This window comes from Paenibacillus sp. J31P316 (assembly GCF_056269105.1).
Genome location: NZ_JBWDNI010000002.1, coordinates 956,721 through 974,725, shown reverse-complemented (window position 1 = coordinate 974,725; position 18,005 = coordinate 956,721). Strand labels below are relative to the sequence as shown.

The window sequence follows — 18,005 nt, the reverse complement described above, 5'->3', positions numbered from 1 at the left end:
CAACCTCAATTGCCGTCCGATTTTCGTTATAATGAGAGTACGGAAACAGCAGCATGGCAGCTAACGAACAGGCGGTGTATGGATATGAAATCAAACCGCAGACTCATTCAAGTACTGATCTTCCTCGGCGTTATCGTTCTCGGCGGCTATGCCATCGGCAATTCGTTGTTTGCGGACGGCGGCGGTCTCCCCAAGAAAGGCTCGAAACCGCCCGCATTCGCGCTTTTAGACGCGGACGGCAAGACGCATCGTCTCGAGGATTACAAAGGAAAGGCGCTCGTGATTAATTTCTGGGGCAGCTTCTGCCCGGGATGTGTGACGGAAACGCCGGATTTGGAAGCACAGTACAAGAAGCACGGGGACAAGCCGTTTGAAATCGTCGGGATCAATTTGAGCGAGGATCGGTTAACGATTAACAATTTTATTAAACAGTATGGCGTCAGCTATACGATTTTGCAGGACAACAATCGGCAAGTCGAAAGCGCATATGGGCTTAAGTCGTATCCAACCACCTTCTTCGTGAAGCCAGACGGTACGATCATGGATGTCTTTATCGGACCGATGGGTGAACAAGACATGGACGAGCGCATCACGAAACTGTTGGCGTCCTAGTCCGGGGAGGTTTTTTGCTTTGTCAGCTTTTGAAAACACGAAATGCGATTGCGGTCATCAGAACCCGACCGGTACGGTGCTGTGCGAGAACTGCGGCTACCCGCTCGATCCGGAGGAGGAGAGCAGCGAAGCTCCGCTGGAGATGCGTTATGACGGCATCGCGCGGCGCTCGCAGAAGGCCAATCCGAATCCGATCGACCGGGTGTGGAATTTCTTCTCGTCCGTGAAGGTCGCCGTTCGCTTAATCGTCATCACGCTCATCGCGGCAATGATCGGCACGATATTCACGCAGGAAAACGCCTTTATCTCCTTCGATCCAACGACGTATTACGAAGGCAAATACGGTTGGATCGGCAAATGGTATTATAAGCTTGGTTTCTCCAATACTTACGAATCCTGGTGGTTCATCGGCTTGCTTGTCATGATCGGCACCTCGCTCGTCATTTGCAGCCTGGACCGCGTCCTTCCGCTGTATCGGGCGCTCAACAAGCAGCAAATACGCAAGCATGAACAGTTTCTGGTCCGTCAGAAAACGGTGTATACGGGCGAAATTGAAGGTCCGGCGGACGCATGGACGGACAATATGGCCAAGCAGCTGAAACGCAAGCATTACAAGGTTCATATGGAAGACGGCGCGCTGTTGGCCGAGAAGAACCGTTTCAGCCGCTGGGGTCCTTACGTCAATCACATCGGCTTGATCATCTTCCTCCTTGCGGTGCTGCTTCGCACGCTGCCCGGCTGGTCGATCGACAACTATGTGACGGTCGCGGAAGGCGCCACGGTGAAGGTTCCGGAGACGAAGTATTACGTCAAGAACGAGAAATTCACGATCGATTACTACACGGACGCTGAGCTGCCGACGGAATTGCAGGGCACGGCACGGGCGAAGCTTTACGAAACGCAGGCCATCCTGTACACCTGCGCCGCGGACTGCGACGATCCGTCGAAGGAGCCGAAGCTGACGGAAGTGAAGCGGCACAACATTATCGTGAACGATCCGCTTTCCTATAATGGCATTAAGGCGTACCAGTTCGGGTTCGACGACACGCCGAAGCTGAAAGCGGTCCACCCGGTTCTTGTCGATAAGAAAACGGGAAAATCCTACGGTCCGTTCGAACTCGATATGCGTAATCCGCAGCTCAATTATGAGCTTGGACCTTATACGCTGGAGCTTCGTCAATCGTATATGGATTTCGCCCTGAATTCGGACGGCAAGCCGACGACGAAGTCGCGCGAGCCGAATGCGCCGGCATTCGTGTTCCTGCTGAAAGGTCCTGACCTGTCTGACAAAGGCGAGCCGTATATGTACTTCCCGAAACAAAATGACAAGGAGCGCTTCAGCCAGAACGTCATTAACGGCAAGCTGGCCGAACGTTTCGAATTGAAAGTGCCGACGATGGAAGGCGTCGAATTCACGCCGGTGGAAACCTCGCTTAACATCCGGTACGACCGGGCGATGCCTTATATTTGGGTCGGTGCGGGCATTTCCATGTTCGGCCTTCTGCTGGGCTCCTATTGGCAGCACCGCCGGATTTGGCTGCGTCTTGACAACGGCCGCGTGACGCTCGGCGCCCATACGAACAAGAATAATTACGGCATGCGTGCCGAGGTCACGTCCGCTCTGCGCGGTATAGGCATCGTCGTAGAGCCGAAGTCGCTCGATAACGGGAGGAACAAATCGTGAGTTTGCTTGATTTCAGCAGCGACGCGTTTATCGTCGCATTCTTTCTATACTGCTTCGGATTTTTGTTTTACGGGGTATCCGCCCTCGGCAAGAAATGGAGCAAGCGCAGTCCGGAGGAGCATATCAAACGGTGGGGCCGCGTCGCGTATATCGTGTCCTTGCTGGGCTTCCTTGCTCATCTGACGTTCTTCTTCACGCGCTGGTCCGGCGGCGGCCACATTCCGACGAGCAACATGTACGAATTCATGTCGTTTCTCGCGATGGCGATCATGGCGGCGTTCATCGTCGTCGACGCGATTTATCGCAAGCCGCTGCTCGGGTTGTTCACGCTTCCGCTCGTGGTCATCATCGTCGCTTATGCGGCCGTGTTTCCGCAAGAAGTGCAACCGCTCATTCCGGCTTTGCAGTCTTACTGGCTGAAGATTCACGTGACGACAGCCGCGACGGGCGAAGCGTTCTTCGCAGTCGGCTTCGCTGCAGGTCTTATGTATCTGCTTCGCACGGTTGATTTCAAGAAAACGGATCAACGCGCAAGACGCGAACAACGCTGGGTAGAGTTCACGTTATACGTGATCATTGTCATCATCGCATTCATCGGATCCGTCTTCGGATTCCGCGGAGCGGGCTACGAAGCCAGCTTCAAGCAGGAGACGGTCACGATCGACGACAGCGGCGTCGAGAATTCCACGGTCAACACGGTCGAATACTCGTTGCCGCCGATCTTCAAGCCTTACAACAGCCAAGTCGTGACGATCGATTCGTTCCTGGGCATCGATAAACCGCTGTTCGAGACGCCGCATTGGATGCATGGCGTTGACGCGGCACGTAAGCTGAATACGATTACTTGGTCGATCGTCAACGGATCCATTCTGTACGGTTTGCTCCGGCTCGTGCTTCGGAAACGGATCGGCGCTGCTATCCATCCGCTTATGGACGGTATCGACGAGGATGATATCGACGAAATTAGCTATCGCGCCATCGCGATCGGCTATCCGATCTTCATGCTCGGCGCTTTGATATTCGCCATGATTTGGGCCTACATCGCCTGGTCGCGTTTCTGGGGCTGGGATCCGAAGGAAGTATGGGCACTCATTACATGGCTCTACTATACGGCTTATCTGCATTTCCGCTTGTCGCGCGGCTGGCACGGTTCCAAGTCCGCATGGCTGGCGGTCATCGGCTTCGTCGTCGTTATGTTTACGCTGATCGGGGTCAATCTCGTCCTCGTCGGCCTGCACTCGTACGCGGGTGTATAATTGAAATTGTGACCTGCAACCAGGCGCGCGTCTCATGAGGCGCGCGCCTGCAGCGCAGTTTGGAACTCTATTTCCGAGAGGAGACATGCTAGATGTCCGAAGAACTTCACCGCATTCTCGTCGTTGACGATGAGGAACGAATCCGCAGGCTGCTCAAAATGTACCTGGAGAAGGAAGGCTATCTGATCGAGGAAGCAGAGGACGGCGAATCCGCGCTTCGGATGGCGACCGTCGGCGAGTTTGATCTGATCCTGCTCGACGTGATGCTTCCCGGTATGGACGGCATCGAGGTATGCACGCGTCTGCGCCAAGTGAAAGCGACGCCTGTTATTATGCTCACCGCCAAAGGCGAGGAAATGAACCGCGTGCAAGGCTTCGAGGTCGGCGCGGACGATTACGTCGTGAAACCGTTCAGTCCCCGCGAAGTCATCTATCGCGTCAAGGCCATTCTGCGGCGTTCGTCGGCAACTGCTTTCCTGACGAAGGAAGCGCTGACGAGCAACAATATCGTATTCCCGCATCTCATCATCGAGCATGATGCGCACCGTGTCATGGCGGGCGGCCAAGAAGTGAGCCTGACGCCGAAGGAATACGAGCTGCTGCACTATTTGGCCATTTCGCCGGATAAAGTATTTTCCCGTGAAGAGCTGTTGAAGGATGTATGGAATTACGAGTTTTTCGGCGATCTCCGTACAGTGGATACGCATGTCAAACGGCTTCGCGAGAAGCTGAACAAAGTGTCCCCGGAAGCGGCGATGATGATTACGACGGTGTGGGGCGTCGGCTATAAGCTCGAGGTGTCCAAATAAGTGGTTATTTGGCGCAGCGTAGTCGGTAAGCTTTGGCTTACCATCATTGCCCTCGTGGCAGCCGTTTTGCTTATTCTGGGCATGTTTCTGCTGCAGTACATTGACATCGCGTTCAGTAAATCGAACTCCCATGCGGTCAAGGTGCTGTTCGTCTATACGGCGATCATCGGGTTCTTGTTATCCACGTTCTTCGCGTTCTTTCTCTCCACCAAGATCACCCAGCCGCTGCTTCAAATGAAGAAAGCGGCCGATCTGATCTCGCAAGGCGAATACCGCACTCGCGTGCCGATTCGCTCAACGGACGAGATTGGGGATTTGGCGAATACGTTCAACAATATGGCCGTCGAGCTGGAGACGCTGATCCGCGACTTGAACCACGAGAAAGAGCATCTGGCGAGCGTGCATCGCAGCATGGCCGACGCCGTCGTAACGTTCGATACGTCCGGGCAGGTTATTCTCTCCAATCCGAGTGGCCAGCAGCTGGTCGACCGTTGGCTGGAGCTGGAATGGACAGAGGATGCCCGAATGCGTTCGCAGGTACCTGGCCCCTTGTTCGATCTATACCTGAAAGTACTTCGCGAAGGCAGAGACTTGACGGACAAAGTGCATGTGCAAAGTGCCGTATGGTCGGTCGTCATGGCACCGCTGAAATCCAACGATGCCGTGCGCGGCGCCGTAGCGGTTATGCGTAACGTAACCGAGGAATCGAAGCTTGAGAAACTGCGGCGCGATTTCGTCGCTAACGTCTCCCATGAGCTCCGCACCCCTTTATCAATGCTGCAGGGCTACAGCGAAGCCCTGTTGGATGATATTGCGGCTTCGCCGGAAGAGCGGAGGGAGCTTGCCCAGGTCATCAACGAAGAGTCGCTCCGAATGGGGCGGCTGGTGAAGGATCTGCTGGACTTGGCGCGTATGGAAGCAGGACATTTAGAGATCAATCTCGAGCCGACGGATTTGACGATGCTGCTCAAGCGGGTGCACCGCAAATTCCAAGGCTTGGCGAAAGAACAGAACATCCAGCTGGACATCGAGCTTGCTGACGAGCCCCTTATGATAGCCGAAGGGGACGAAGACCGGCTGGAGCAGGTGTTGACGAACCTGTTAAGCAATGCGATCCGGCATACCCCGCAGGAAGCGCATATCGCGCTTTGCGCTCGATCCGTGACCGTCAATCGTCAAGCCAGCGTGGAGATTAAGGTACGGGACGAAGGCGAAGGGATTCCTAGTGAGGATCTGCCTTACATCTTCGAACGGTTCTACAAGGCGGACAAAGCGCGCACGCGCGGAGCTTCCTCCGGCGGCACGGGGCTTGGCCTCGCGATCGTGAAGAATATCATCGAATCGCATCATGGTCAAATTCGCGCAGAAAGCACAGTCGGCGTCGGTACGGTCTTCACCGTGCTGCTGCCGGTCGATCCGAAGGTCTCCTGACAAGAGCGCTCCGTTCATCGGAGCGCTCTTGTTGTATCGCCGGCCATCAATAAAAGGCGACGTGCGAATGTCGGAGAGAGCTGCGCGGAAGTCGTATCTTGTTGAAGGAAGTAGACAAATCTTGTTGGTCGTGAAACATTTTCTTCGCGCAATCGCCCCATTGGTATAAAAAGAACGCCTTTCCCCGAAGGGAAAGGCGTTCTTTGTCTGATATTATGCGTACCGGGCTTAATAAAGAATGATTTCTTTCGCTTTATTAAGATCCGGCAGTTTGACGAGCTCGGTGATGACATCCTTGGAAACGCCCTTGTCGACAGTCAGCACCATGATAGCCGATCCGCCTGCCAGCTCGCGGCCAACCTGCATCGCTGCGATGTTGACGCCGTTGTTGCCAAGCAGCATGCCGACGCTGCCGATAATGCCTGGTTTGTCGTTATGCGAGATGAGAATCAGGTTGCCTTCCGGCGCGACATCTACCGGGAAACGGTCGATTTGTACGATTCGCGGACCGTAACCGGTCAGCATCGTGCCCGTTACGATCCGCGTCGCCACTTTCGAACGAAGCGTAACCGTAATCGAATTCGTGAAGTCGCGGGCTGTATGCGATTTGTTCACGACGATATTCACATGGCGTTCTTTGGCCAGATGCATCGAGTTAACTACGTTAACTTGGTCCGAACCGAGGTGATGGGCGAGCACGCCGCGTACGATGTAACGCGTCAACGGCTGCGTATCGACTTCAGCCAATTCGCCGGCATAGTTAACCGTGATTTCATCGACGGCGCCTTCGGTCAGCTGCGATACGAAGCTTCCGAGCTTCTCGCCGAGCGTGAAGTAAGGCTGCAGAATGCTCAAGACGTTCGCTGGAATCGGAGGCATGTTCACGGCGTTCATGAACGGCTTGTCGCGCAAAATGTTCAGCACTTGCTCGGAAACGTCGATCGCTACGTTTTCCTGCGCTTCGACGGTGGATGCACCGAGATGCGGGGTAACGATGATTTTCGGATGCTTCAGGAACGGATGATCCGCTGCGGGAGGCTCGACCTCGAATACGTCGAATGCTGCGCCTGCAACGATGCCTTGATCCGCGGCTTCCACGAGTGCATGCTCGTCGATGATGCCGCCGCGGGCACAGTTGACGATGCGCATGCCTTTCTTCATGACCTCGAATTGAGGACGGGAAATCATATGGCGCGTCTCTGGCGTTAGCGGTGTGTGAACGGTCATGAAGTCTGCGTTGCGGACGATGTCGTCCACGCTCGAGAGGCGAACGCCGAGCTTCTCCGCGCGCTCTTCCGTCAGGAATGGATCATAGCCCCAAATATCCATGCCGAATGCTTTGGCGCGCTTAGCCACTTCGCTGCCGATACGGCCCATGCCCATGACGCCCAGGATTTTGCCGCGAAGCTCGACGCCCAAGAACGATTTGCGGTCCCATTCGCCGCCGACCGTTTTCAAGTAAGCTTGCGGAATATGGCGGGCAACCGCCATCATCATGGCAAACGTATGCTCGCAAGTCGTAATGGTGTTGCCGTCCGGCGCATTAATAACGATAATGCCGCGTTGGGTAGCTGCTTCCAAATCAATGTTATCGACGCCGACGCCTGCGCGTCCGACGACTTTAAGCTGTTTGCCGGCGTCCATAATGCGGGCGGTTACGCGGGTTTGGCTGCGAACGAGCAGAGCGTCGTATTCGCCGATAATGGCGACGAGCTCGTCTTCGCTAAGACCCGGTTTTTTGTCGACAGCGACATCCTCCGCATCCACGAGCTTTTGAATGCCTAAATCGCTGATCGGATCTGAGACCAATACTTTAAACATGTTGGATTGCCTCCTGAGCGTTTGTATGATGGGTGTATAGTAGAAGTGAAAGACCCTCGTCCATCCCGCCGCGTAGCGCAGCGTCGTAGGCGAGAGTCTGTTCACACGATCACACGTCTAGCTTATGATTGAATCCTGTGGAACCAGCTAAATTCAGGCTGCTTTAATGTTCCTCCTATTATAGCAAGAACAACTATAAATGCAATGCTTAAAACTTGCTCAAATGTGAAAATTTCGTTATGATCGACCGTAAACGGGAGGGATTGAATTGGAGCGATGGAACCAAATACAGCCGGATGTTTTCTGGCAATTACTGCAGGAAAGCAAGCTTGATCCGGATCAAATCATAGATGTCCGCGAGCAGGAAGAATGGGACTATTATCATCTGCAAGGAAGCACGCTTATGCCGCTTTCGACGTTCCAAGATACGTGGGAAAGGGTGCCGGAGGACAAACCGGTTTACGTCATCTGCGCGCATGGCGTCCGAAGTCAGGCAGTATGCCGTTATTTGAACGAAAAAGGATACGGCAGCCTTACCAACGTCGTTGGTGGAATGGCTGCCGTATCCCATTATGATGGATTCCAATACGATTGATTATTCATTCTCCGGATAGAAGAACGGGAGCTGCGGAAGCAGCTCTTTGCCGTATAGCGCGGCTTTGCTTTCGCCGAAATCGCCTGCGCGCACGGCTTCCGTATTGACGAGCAGATCGACGATGGAATCGACGGTCCGCATCTTCATGGAGCCGGCTTGCCCGGATTGAATGAATTCATCGATTCGGGAGGTCAGATCCTGCGGGTAGAAGGAAGCGAGCGTCTTGCGGGCGTTCAGCTGGTTGGCCGCGAGCTTGTTTTTGACCGTTAGCGGCAGCGATTTCCACTGCGCGATGCCGACGTCGGCCGTTTTCTCATAATCGCCCGGGATATCGGGATTGACGGATGAACTCCACTTCAGCATGGCTGCGTAATAGTCCTGCTGCCCGCCAAGGGCGTATTTGACGCCGTCTACGTAATAAGCATCCTTCGTAAGCGCTTTGACCAGCTTGTCGGGTGTCATATCCTTCGACGATCCGGCTGCCCGCTGGGCGGCTTCCGTAAACATGCGCAGACTCTTGAGCAGCTGCAGCTGAGCGGAATCGAGAAGCGGCGAATTTCTTGATACGGAAGCAAGCTCAGCTTCCGCATAGGTTTTCTTCGCCGAACCCGATAGTTCTTTCATGGCCGAGCTGACGTCGTTCAGCTGTCCCGCGGTCAGCTTGCGCATGGTGGAGAACCATTCGTTTTGAAATTCACGATAAGGCAAAAATACGGTATGATAGAAGGATACGAGATCCTGCTGTTGATATGCGGCCGCAACGCCCTTGTTACTGCTAAGATGCTTCGTGGTTTCAACCAATTTCGCTTCCGTTCTGTCGGAACCGACTTTGACGCCGTAGAAAAAAGCGCCGACTGCGAAAACGAGCATGAACAGAAACCCAAGACTATAGAGCATTTCAGAATGTGTGAGTCGTTTCTCCATGTTACTCCCCTTCGTACCTTTTTTCGACAATTTTCCGGAATGTCCCACTAGTATAGGATATAACCTATGAAAAGGAAATATCAACCTTGGATGGCAGGAGCAGGACATGAAAAAATTCGATTTTCGTAATATCAAGCTGAAAACGTTGCGCATCGACGAAATCGATGACCGGATGCTGCTCATTAATTTGTACGCGACGCAAGCGATTACTTTTGTTATCGGTTTTATTTGGTTGTTATTTCAGAGCCGCAATCCTTTTTATTTATTTAAGCCCGGCGATGCGCCGGATTTCGTCTATTGGGGATTCGGTCTAGCTGCGGCCGTCATCGCTGTCGACATGCTCGCGGCGCGGTTCGTGCCGGAGGAAGCAAGCGATGACGGCGGCGTCAACGATCGAATTTTCCGAAATCGTCCGATATGGCATATTGCTGTCTTGTCCCTGATCGTAGCGATCTGCGAGGAAACGCTGTTTAGAGGAGCTGTGCAATATCATATCGGTCCTTATTGGACAAGTATTATATTTGCGGCCATCCATGTCCGATATCTAAGACATTGGATTCCAACGGGGCTCGTGTTCTGCATCAGTTACGCGCTCGGTTGGATCTACATCCAGACAGGCACTTTATTGGCGCCAATTCTCGCGCATTTCATCATTGATTTGGTCATGGGGCTTGTCATTCGTTTTCGGAGGGAAGCATGAGCAGAGTTCAGAAATTCGGCAAGAAAAAGGGCGCGTCGCAGGACGTGGTCTTGGATGAGAGCGCTGCGGCGCTGGAAGCGGAGTGGGGTTTGGAGAAGGATGAGGAAGAGGCGCTGCCTCTTCCCTCCAGAAAAAGGACGCATCCATCGAACAAGCAGCAAGTGACTCGCTGGTTCTATAGGCTGCTGATCGTGCTGTTTATCGCGCTGCTGGTTGGCTTGTTGTGGTGGGGCAGACAATTCGAATACGGTCTGAACAACTAGGCAGCAAAGTCCGGTGAGGAGGATAACGAATGCTGTTGGCAGGTATTGTAATTGTTGCTGCAGCCTTGGCTGCCATTATGCTGGCCTATATGGTGTGGCATTCTTACCGCTATCGGCTGGATGAACAGATCGTTGAATGCGACCGGCTTCCGGACGCGTTCGACGGTACGACGCTGCTGTTCATCAGCGATGTGCATCGCAGGAAAATTCCGCAGGAAGTGGTCGAGACCTTCAAGGCTGCCGGCGGCGCCGACTTGGTATTGATCGGGGGAGATTTGCGGGAGAAATCGGTACCGTCTTCCCGTATTCGCGATAATATCAGACGGCTCCTGCAAGTCGCCCCGATTTATATGGTTCATGGCAATCATGATTATGATGAAGATATTCGACCGTACGAGGTGCTTCTGGAAGAGGAACGGGTCCGCCTGCTGGTGAACGAATCGGTTATTTTGGAGAAAAGGGACGGCAGCCGAATCCGTCTTGCCGGGGTTGACGATCCGCGAACCTTCCATGACAAGCCTGAGCTTGCGCTGGCCGATATGGATGACGGTCGCGGGAAGTTGTTCACCATCCTTCTTGCGCACGATCCTATTATCGCGAAGAGGCTGACAGGCGATGAGTACGTTGATCTCATTCTTTCCGGCCATACGCATGGCGGGCAGGTTGCATTGCCGATAATTGGACCGGCTTGGCGGGGCGAGGACGATTCCGGCTATTGGCGGGGTTGGTTCCCACTGAACGGCAAAGCAACGAAGCCGCGGCTGTTCGTCAGCTGCGGCTTTGGCACCTCGAGACTTCCGATCCGGCTGGGGACGGAAGCGCAGCTGCACCGCATTATTTTGCGGTCGACGCGCTTGGACCGGAGCTAATATCGATCGTATCCGGATCTATGAATCCGTAGCCTTTCGCTTCCAGCTTCGTTAGAAGCTTATCCAGCGCTTCTATTGTCCATGGCAGCTCGTGCATGAGGATGTTGACGCCGGGATGAAGCTGATCCAGCACATTGGCAATCACTCTATCCGGCTTATTCTTCGTGCTGCTGTCCCAATCCAGCGATCCGTTGGACCAGGTCATATAGAGCATGCCGCGGCTGCGCACAATGCTCTTCACCTTATCGTTGCCCGAACCGAACGGGGGACGGAAGAATACGGGCGAAGCGCCCGTTGCGCGTTTCGCGATTTCCTGCACGTCGCCGATTTGCTTCTTGACGGTTTCCTCCGTTTCCTTCTTCAAATCGATATGGTCCCAGGAGTGATTGCCGATCGTTTGTCCGCGGCTGGCGATCTTTTGAAGCAATTCCGGATGCTGCTTTACACGGTAGCCGTTAACGAAAAAGATGGCCTTCGCTTTATGCTTGTCCAGTATATCGAGCAAGGCGGTGACCGTCTTGTCGGCTTTGGGGCCGTCGTCGAATGTCAGCAGCACGACTTTGCCGCTCGTCGTTTCTTTATTAATAGGAACAAAGCTGTATACGCTATTCATGCGATACAGCTTTTTGTCTTTTTTCGGAGGCGGAGCGGTAGGAGCGGGTTTAATAGCTGGTTTGGAACCGTTGGCGCCGTTTCCTTCGGAAGCGGACTTCTCTGGCTTCTCTCCGGCCGATTGGTCCGAACTGGCAGCCGGAACATCCTCTTGCAGCGAAGCGTTCGCATCGGAGCGCTCGTCGTTTCCTTTATTTTCAGCGTTATTGCTGCTTTCTGGAACGGCTCCGTCCGGTTTCGTTGGATTCTTGGCGGAAGCGCATCCTGCGGTTACCGTCAGTGCCAGCATCAGAATCATCGTCGTTCGTATTGCCTTACATAGCTGCATTCTTTCGACCTCCCGATCTCGCAGCCACGAGCTGCGAAGTTGGCATTCCTTGTCTCTTATTATTACCAGTCCCTTTCACATCCGAACCTTGCTCTTCCTAAATTTGTGCTGGAATGGCCGCGCGAAGGGCAGGCAAGACTAACAAGGAATCGGAGTGCAGCAGCATTTTGGAGGAGGATAATCCCGATGAAATGGTCCGTATTTCTGCTTGGAGGTCTGGCTGGCGCCGCGGCCGCGTCGTATATGGCTAAGAAAAGACCGGGAATGTTTGCATGGGCGACAAGCGCGGCGGGACAAGCGATGACGAGCGTGTCGAGAAAAGCAATGGGCGCGGTGGTCAACCGAAAATTCGCCGGCGAGATGATGTCGTCAGCCCCAAAGAGTTCAAGCGCGCACGCCAAAGAGTCCGCGAACACATGGGGACAAATTGAGCTGATGCTGAACAGCGACCCTGAGTTGAAGCAGCAAGTCGAAGACATTAAGGCAGAAGCGAAGACGCATTAATGATCTGAGAAAAAACGAATCGTTTCCTTTCCAGCTGCGTATATACAGTAGCGGGAAGGCGGCGATTCTTTTTTTTGCGCACTAGTGCATTCCTTTCCCAGACATGCTAACATAGCAATAAGAACAAATTATTCACCAAAACACAGCTTCTACATACGCTGTGTATAACAGATGCAACCCGCGTTCAGCGCGCTTTCGAAGACGGTTTTTGCTCCGCAACCACGAAGCAGATGCTATTCGAAAAGGAGGATCCATTCATGAAAATCGAACGGCTCAATCAAGACAAAATCCGAATCTTCCTGACGTTCGACGACTTGCTGGAGCGTGGGATCCAGAAGGAAGACATGTGGCGCGAAATTCCGAAAGTGCATGAGCTTTTCAGCGAGATGATGGATCAAGCCTACAGCGAGCTCGGCTTTGACGCAAGCGGTCCTCTGGCCGTTGAAGTGTTTGCGCTCCCAGCCCAAGGCATGGTCGTTATCGTTACGCGCGGCAAGGTCAACGGAAAATCGGACGACCACCTGCAAGAAGAAGAGAATGACGAAGACGTCTATGAGATGGAAGTTACGCTGGAACAAAGCGACATCGTGCTTTATTCGTTCCGGGACATCGAGGATGTCATCTCCGTCTGCAAACAGCTCAAAGCAGTGGATTTGATTGAAGATGGACGTCTCTATGCCTACAATGGCAAATATATGCTCGCCTTCGAGCCGGTCGGTTTCGAGCTTCCCCGTTATCATGCCATGATTGCTTTATTGGCTGAGTACGGCGAAGCGGCATCCGTAACGACCGCAGTCCTCGAAGAATACGGCAAAGTGATCGTACCCGCCAAAGCGGTGCTTGAAATTTGCACTCATTTTTGATTAAAGTTTTCCTGCGAAGGCATCGGCAGCGGATTTTCCGCATGGCTGGTGCTTTTTTGTTCTCTTCCGAATACCGTTCTTCCGGCAGTCGCATAGTTGGCGGAATGACCGTTCATACTGAAGGAAAAGGTGGTGAACATTCCTTTGACTGGAATGGATAACAACAACGTGCTTACTTCGACGCAAATCGTCATTGAAGAAGCACTTCGGAAGCTGGGCTACGGCGACGAGATGATCGAGCTGCTGAAAGAACCGATGCGGCTGCTTACGGTGCGCATTCCGGTGCGCATGGACGATGGCAAGACCCGCGTGTTCATCGGATACCGGGCGCAGCATAACGATGCTGTCGGACCGACCAAGGGAGGCGTCCGTTTCCATCCGGACGTTAACGAGATTGAAGTGAAGGCGCTGTCGATCTGGATGAGTCTCAAATGCGGCATCGCGAATCTGCCTTACGGCGGAGGCAAAGGCGGCATTATTTGCGATCCCCGCAAAATGTCTTTCCGCGAGCTGGAACGGCTGAGCCGCGGATATGTCAGAGCCATCAGCCAAATCGTCGGACCGACCAAGGATATCCCTGCTCCCGACGTGATGACGAACGCGCAGATCATGGCCTGGATGATGGATGAATACAGCCGCATCCGCGAATTCGATTCCCCTGGCTTCATCACGGGCAAGCCGCTCGTACTGGGAGGCTCGCTCGGACGGGAAAGCGCGACCGCTAAAGGCGTCGCCATCATGATCGACGAGGCCATGTCCAAGAAGGGCATCGCCGTCGCGGGCTCCCGCGTCGTCATTCAAGGCTTCGGTAATGCCGGCAGCTTCCTCGCCAAATTCATGCATGATGCCGGGGCCAAAGTAATTGCTATTTCCGATGTGAACGGAGCGTTGTATAATGAACAAGGATTGGACATCGAAGATTTGATGGACCGGCGCGATTCGTTCGGGACAGTGACCAATTTGTTCAAAGATACGATTTCCAATGAAGAGCTTTTGTCGTTGGAATGCGACGTGCTCGTGCCAGCCGCGATCGAGAACCAAATAACGGCAAGCAACGCGGACCAGATTCGTGCTAAAATCATAGTGGAGGCCGCCAATGGCCCGACTACGCTTGAAGCGACCCGCATGGTCACGGACAAGGGCATATTGCTTATTCCCGACGTGCTTGCGAGCGCCGGAGGCGTTATCGTTTCGTATTTCGAATGGGTGCAGAACAATCAAGGCTATTACTGGACGGAAACCGAAGTGGACGACAAGCTGCGGGAAATGATGGTCCGCGGATTCAATAATGTCTACGAACTGCATACGCTCAAAAAAGTTGATATGCGGCTGGCTGCTTATATGGTCGGCGTGCGTAAAATGGCGGAAGCGGTCCGCCTGCGGGGATGGGTGTAAGGAAACGGCACTTGGCGTTTCCCCGCGGACGCGAACGCTTTCCTTTCTGGATGGTGACAATCATACGATGCTGCTTTTTTCAATTATTACGGCCGCTGTCGCTCCCGGCGTGGCACTGCTCACTTATTTCTATTTAAAGGACCGATATGAGGCAGAGCCGATTCATATGGTGCTGCGAGTATTTCTGATGGGCGTCCTGATCGTTCTTCCCATCATGGTCATTCAGCGGGGACTTGAGCTGTGGCTCGGCAATGGACCTGTGGTATTCTCATTCGCGGTGTCCGCCGGGGCTGAGGAACTCGTCAAATGGTTTGTGATCTACCATATTATTTACAAGCATAAGGAATTCGACGAGCCCTATGACGGCATCGTCTACGCGGCTGCGATTTCTCTGGGCTTCGCGACTGTCGAGAACGTACTTTACGCGGTGTATCAGCCGATGACGGTTGGTTCTCTTCTTATCCGTGCGCTGCTGCCGGTGTCTGGCCATGCGCTGTTCGGCGTCACGATGGGCTATTACCTTGGCAAGGCCAAATTCGCCTCGGTAAAGAAGGCGAAGCGCCGCTTCTTGATCCTTGCAGCAGCCGTACCGCTGCTTGAGCATGGCTTATACGATTACATTATGGGCTCCGGCTCGACGTATTGGGTGTGGTTCATCGTGCCGCTCATGGTCTACTTGTGGTTCAAGGGCGTCCGAAGAATCAACCGCGCGAACGCGGGCTCGCCTTTCAGGCTGATCGGTCGTGAAGAAGAGATTAAGCTGTGACATTTCCGTCCATAATAATGAGAAAATGCCTACATGCATTGCCCGGAACCGGTTCGCGGTGCTAGAAGCACTTGCGCCGGCTTCGCTCACAACTTGTTCAGGAGGAAACGATGGAAACAGCAGCTCGCATAAAAGTCGCGATCCGCTGCAATCACTGCGGAGAGAAGTTCGTGCTGCGCGGACGCAGGGAGAAAGACAGGATCGACACGGGATTCAAGCAATGCCTATGCAACAACATACAAGATTTCGATATTGAAGAATTGGCGCTCTAATCCGCTGGTGCGGGCGCAGGAAATCTTCCCAAAAATGCATAAAGCTCCTTTCGGCAAACCAAACTAACACCAGGGTTTGCATACGAAAGGAGCTTTTGCTATATGTATCGTCGCTTAAGCGCTGTGCTGTTTCCGGTTATGACGCTGTTTTTTATCGGTTCCATCTACTGGGGCTATCAAGAGCATCAGGAGAAAAATTCGATTTTGATCAAGGCCGAGAACCAGTATCAGCGCGCCTTTCACGATTTGTCGTATCACGTGGACCAGCTTCACCACCAGCTCGGCAATACGCTTGCCGTCAACAGTGCGTCGCAAGGCTTCCAGCGGAAAGGACTCGTTAATTCTTGGCGGCTAACGAGCGAGGCACAGAGCGAGATCAATCAACTGCCGTTGACGCTGCTGCCGTTCAGCAAGACAGAGGAGTTTCTGTCTAAGATCGCCAATTTCTCGTACAAGACATCCGTCCGTGATTTAACCAAGCAGCCGCTTAGTCCGGACGAGTTCAAGACGCTCAAGACGCTGTATGCGGATTCGGCCGAAATTTCCAAATCGCTGTACGGCGTGCAGGATAAGGTTATCGCGAACAATTTGCGCTGGATGGACGTCGAGGTTGCGCTGGCTACGGAGAAGTCGACGCTCGATAATACGATCATTGACGGCTTCAAGACGGTGGACAAGAAAGTCAGCGAATACCCTGAAATCAATTGGGGGCCTTCGGTGGCGAGCATGTACCAGAAGCGAACCGTCAAGATGCTGGGCGGACATATGAGCACCCCTGAGGAAGTTCGGCGCCTTGCAGCCAAATTCCTTAAGCTCGATGCGGCGAAGGCCAAGGACATACGCGTCGTGGAGAACGGAAAAGGAACCGAATATTCCTCCTTCTCCGCCACCTATAAAGCGAACAAAGCGGACAATCCGATCGAGATGGACTTCACGCAGAAAGGCGCGCAGCTGATCTGGTTCGAAAATTCGCGCGATATCGGCAAAACGGTCGTCAGCATCGAGGATTCGAAGCGCAAAGCGGCCGATTTCCTCGCTCGACACGGTTATCCCGAGATGAAAGCCGTCTCGTACGATGACGGCGACCAAACGGCGGCATTTACCTTTGTCATGAGCCAGGACGGGGTGCTGATTTATCCGGCGAAGCTGACGGTCAAAATCGCGCGGGACAATGGGGAGGCAGTAGCGCTTCAAGCTGCCGACTACGTGTACGAGCATCGCAAACGCAAGCTGCCGAAGCCGAAGCTGATGAGCGCGGATGCTCGGGCCGCGCTGAACGCGGACTTTAAAGTGAACCGGGAGCAGCTGGCGTTGATCGACAACGATGCGGATCAGGAAGTGCTCTGCTATGAATTCGTGGGCAGCATCAACGGATCCGGTTACAAAATTTACGTAAATGCGGACACCGGCGCGGAGGAATCCATCGAGCAGCTGCCGGATTGATAGAGCGAGGCGATAGGCACAGGTTGTGCTTATCGCCTCGTTTTTTTGTGGACGAAAGCCGTGAATCAGCAGGGTGCACAAACCAGTCCCCAAATTTCGACATGCTGTGCTATAATCAAAAAAATGGGGAGGGAAGCCAATTGCTGCCAATCATTAATCAGATTTTATACCTGCAAGTTGCTTCGTCCGACGAAGAAGAGGCTGCGTTGGAATATAAAGCGAGAATCGCGGACAGCACCGACGATGAGCTGTTGATCGAGGTTCCGATTCTTGAGGGGACGGGACGTTTGAAGCGGCTCTTCCTCGGCGATGAACTCTCCGCGTATTTTTTGACGCAAGAAGGCGTGAAGAGTTACTTCAATACGCATGTGCTCGGATTCAAAGAAGATATCGTGAGATTGGTCCGCGTCCGCAAGCCGGATCCGGAATCCATTACGAAGATTCAACGACGTCATTTCCTGCGGGTCTCCGCTGAGCTTGAAATCGCGATTCAGTTGTCCGGCAACATTCGTTTCATCGGCATGACCGACGACGTGGGCGGCGGCGGCATTTCCTTCATGACGGATGCCAAATGGCCGATCGCGCAAGGGACGCAGCTTGATTGCTGGCTGCTCGTACCTTATCGGAATGGCTCCGTCGACCACTCCCAATTCAAAGCGGAGGTCGTTAGAGTGATCACGCTCGAGAACGGCAAGCATCAGGTCATGGCTAAATTTGCCAAAATATTGGACAGCGAGCGGCAGCGGATCATTCGATTCTGTTTCGAGCGGCAATTGGATTATCGCAAACGATAATTCCGTTCGCGTCATGAATAAGGATTCCAATCGTGGAAAAACTAGCCTTATCCAAGGCGCAACC

Annotated in this window: 19 protein-coding genes; 16 read left to right on the top strand and 3 right to left on the bottom strand. The window is 53.5% G+C overall.

Going from position 1 to position 18,005, the window contains the following annotated elements; translation table 11 throughout:
* The first annotated feature begins 84 nt into the window (after positions 1-84).
* The 5 genes from AC0YNU_RS09895 to AC0YNU_RS09875 all read left to right on the top strand — a co-directional run bounded on the left by AC0YNU_RS09895 (position 85) and on the right by AC0YNU_RS09875 (position 5,792).
* The gene (locus AC0YNU_RS09895; RefSeq protein ID WP_475755732.1) at positions 85-612 is read left to right on the top strand and encodes a redoxin family protein; all 528 of its coding nucleotides are present in this window, start codon (positions 85-87) and stop codon (positions 610-612) included.
* A 19-nt stretch (positions 613-631) separates the two neighbouring features.
* Positions 632-2,296: a cytochrome c biogenesis protein ResB gene (gene resB / locus AC0YNU_RS09890; protein ID WP_475755730.1), complete on the top strand. Its 1,665-nt coding sequence runs from the start codon at positions 632-634 to the stop codon at positions 2,294-2,296.
* On the top strand, positions 2,293-3,552 hold the full coding sequence (ccsA, locus tag AC0YNU_RS09885) for a cytochrome c biogenesis protein CcsA (RefSeq protein ID WP_475755728.1): 1,260 nt from the start codon (positions 2,293-2,295) through the stop codon (positions 3,550-3,552). The genes resB and ccsA overlap by 4 nt, the downstream gene beginning before the upstream one ends.
* Positions 3,553-3,644: 92 nt before the next feature.
* Positions 3,645-4,361 (top strand): response regulator transcription factor, encoded by a 717-nt coding sequence (locus AC0YNU_RS09880; RefSeq protein WP_475755726.1) that lies wholly within the window; start codon positions 3,645-3,647, stop codon positions 4,359-4,361.
* A complete protein-coding gene (locus AC0YNU_RS09875; RefSeq protein ID WP_475755724.1) occupies positions 4,362-5,792 on the top strand; it encodes an ATP-binding protein in 1,431 nt (476 codons plus the stop codon).
* 228 nt (positions 5,793-6,020) lie between these two features.
* Here the strand turns inward: AC0YNU_RS09875 and serA are convergent, their stop codons facing one another.
* Positions 6,021-7,613 (bottom strand): phosphoglycerate dehydrogenase, encoded by a 1,593-nt coding sequence (gene serA, locus AC0YNU_RS09870; protein WP_475755722.1) that lies wholly within the window; start codon positions 7,611-7,613, stop codon positions 6,021-6,023.
* Between the two features lie 268 nt (positions 7,614-7,881).
* Here serA and AC0YNU_RS09865 point away from each other — a divergent pair, with 268 nt between their 5' ends.
* The gene (locus AC0YNU_RS09865) at positions 7,882-8,208 is read left to right on the top strand and encodes a rhodanese-like domain-containing protein (RefSeq protein ID WP_475755720.1); all 327 of its coding nucleotides are present in this window, start codon (positions 7,882-7,884) and stop codon (positions 8,206-8,208) included.
* Here the strand turns inward: AC0YNU_RS09865 and AC0YNU_RS09860 are convergent, their stop codons facing one another.
* Positions 8,209-9,132 (bottom strand): hypothetical protein, encoded by a 924-nt coding sequence (locus AC0YNU_RS09860; protein ID WP_475755718.1) that lies wholly within the window; start codon positions 9,130-9,132, stop codon positions 8,209-8,211.
* 106 nt (positions 9,133-9,238) lie between these two features.
* Here AC0YNU_RS09860 and AC0YNU_RS09855 point away from each other — a divergent pair, with 106 nt between their 5' ends.
* The 3 genes from AC0YNU_RS09855 to AC0YNU_RS09845 are packed head-to-tail and all read left to right on the top strand — an operon-like array spanning position 9,239 to position 10,964.
* On the top strand, positions 9,239-9,832 hold the full coding sequence (locus AC0YNU_RS09855) for a lysostaphin resistance A-like protein (protein WP_475755716.1): 594 nt from the start codon (positions 9,239-9,241) through the stop codon (positions 9,830-9,832).
* A complete protein-coding gene (locus tag AC0YNU_RS09850) occupies positions 9,829-10,095 on the top strand; it encodes a hypothetical protein (protein WP_475755714.1) in 267 nt (88 codons plus the stop codon). The genes AC0YNU_RS09855 and AC0YNU_RS09850 overlap by 4 nt, the downstream gene beginning before the upstream one ends.
* Before the next feature lie 29 nt (positions 10,096-10,124).
* Positions 10,125-10,964, top strand: coding sequence for a metallophosphoesterase (locus AC0YNU_RS09845; RefSeq protein ID WP_475755712.1), 840 nt, complete (start codon positions 10,125-10,127; stop codon positions 10,962-10,964).
* Here the strand turns inward: AC0YNU_RS09845 and AC0YNU_RS09840 are convergent.
* Entirely contained in the window at positions 10,930-11,904 is a 975-nt protein-coding gene (locus AC0YNU_RS09840; protein WP_475755710.1) for a polysaccharide deacetylase family protein, read from the bottom strand. The genes AC0YNU_RS09845 and AC0YNU_RS09840 overlap by 35 nt on opposite strands.
* Positions 11,905-12,090: 186 nt before the next feature.
* Here AC0YNU_RS09840 and AC0YNU_RS09835 point away from each other — a divergent pair, with 186 nt between their 5' ends.
* From AC0YNU_RS09835 to AC0YNU_RS09805, 7 genes are all read left to right on the top strand, one after another.
* Positions 12,091-12,408, top strand: a complete 318-nt coding sequence (locus AC0YNU_RS09835; RefSeq protein WP_475755708.1) for a hypothetical protein — start codon at positions 12,091-12,093, stop codon at positions 12,406-12,408.
* Positions 12,409-12,665: 257 nt separating this feature from the next.
* On the top strand, positions 12,666-13,271 hold the full coding sequence (locus tag AC0YNU_RS09830; RefSeq protein WP_475755706.1) for a genetic competence negative regulator: 606 nt from the start codon (positions 12,666-12,668) through the stop codon (positions 13,269-13,271).
* A 153-nt stretch (positions 13,272-13,424) separates the two neighbouring features.
* Positions 13,425-14,666 (top strand): Glu/Leu/Phe/Val family dehydrogenase, encoded by a 1,242-nt coding sequence (locus AC0YNU_RS09825; RefSeq protein ID WP_475756247.1) that lies wholly within the window; start codon positions 13,425-13,427, stop codon positions 14,664-14,666.
* Positions 14,667-14,733: 67 nt separating this feature from the next.
* The gene (gene prsW, locus AC0YNU_RS09820; RefSeq protein ID WP_475755704.1) at positions 14,734-15,432 is read left to right on the top strand and encodes a glutamic-type intramembrane protease PrsW; all 699 of its coding nucleotides are present in this window, start codon (positions 14,734-14,736) and stop codon (positions 15,430-15,432) included.
* Positions 15,433-15,542: 110 nt separating this feature from the next.
* Positions 15,543-15,704, top strand: a complete 162-nt coding sequence (locus AC0YNU_RS09815; protein WP_475755702.1) for a hypothetical protein — start codon at positions 15,543-15,545, stop codon at positions 15,702-15,704.
* A 102-nt stretch (positions 15,705-15,806) separates the two neighbouring features.
* Positions 15,807-17,147, top strand: coding sequence for a germination protein YpeB (gene ypeB / locus AC0YNU_RS09810; protein WP_475755699.1), 1,341 nt, complete (start codon positions 15,807-15,809; stop codon positions 17,145-17,147).
* A 140-nt stretch (positions 17,148-17,287) separates the two neighbouring features.
* On the top strand, positions 17,288-17,941 hold the full coding sequence (locus AC0YNU_RS09805) for a flagellar brake protein (protein WP_475755697.1): 654 nt from the start codon (positions 17,288-17,290) through the stop codon (positions 17,939-17,941).
* Positions 17,942-18,005: the final 64 nt, after the last annotated feature.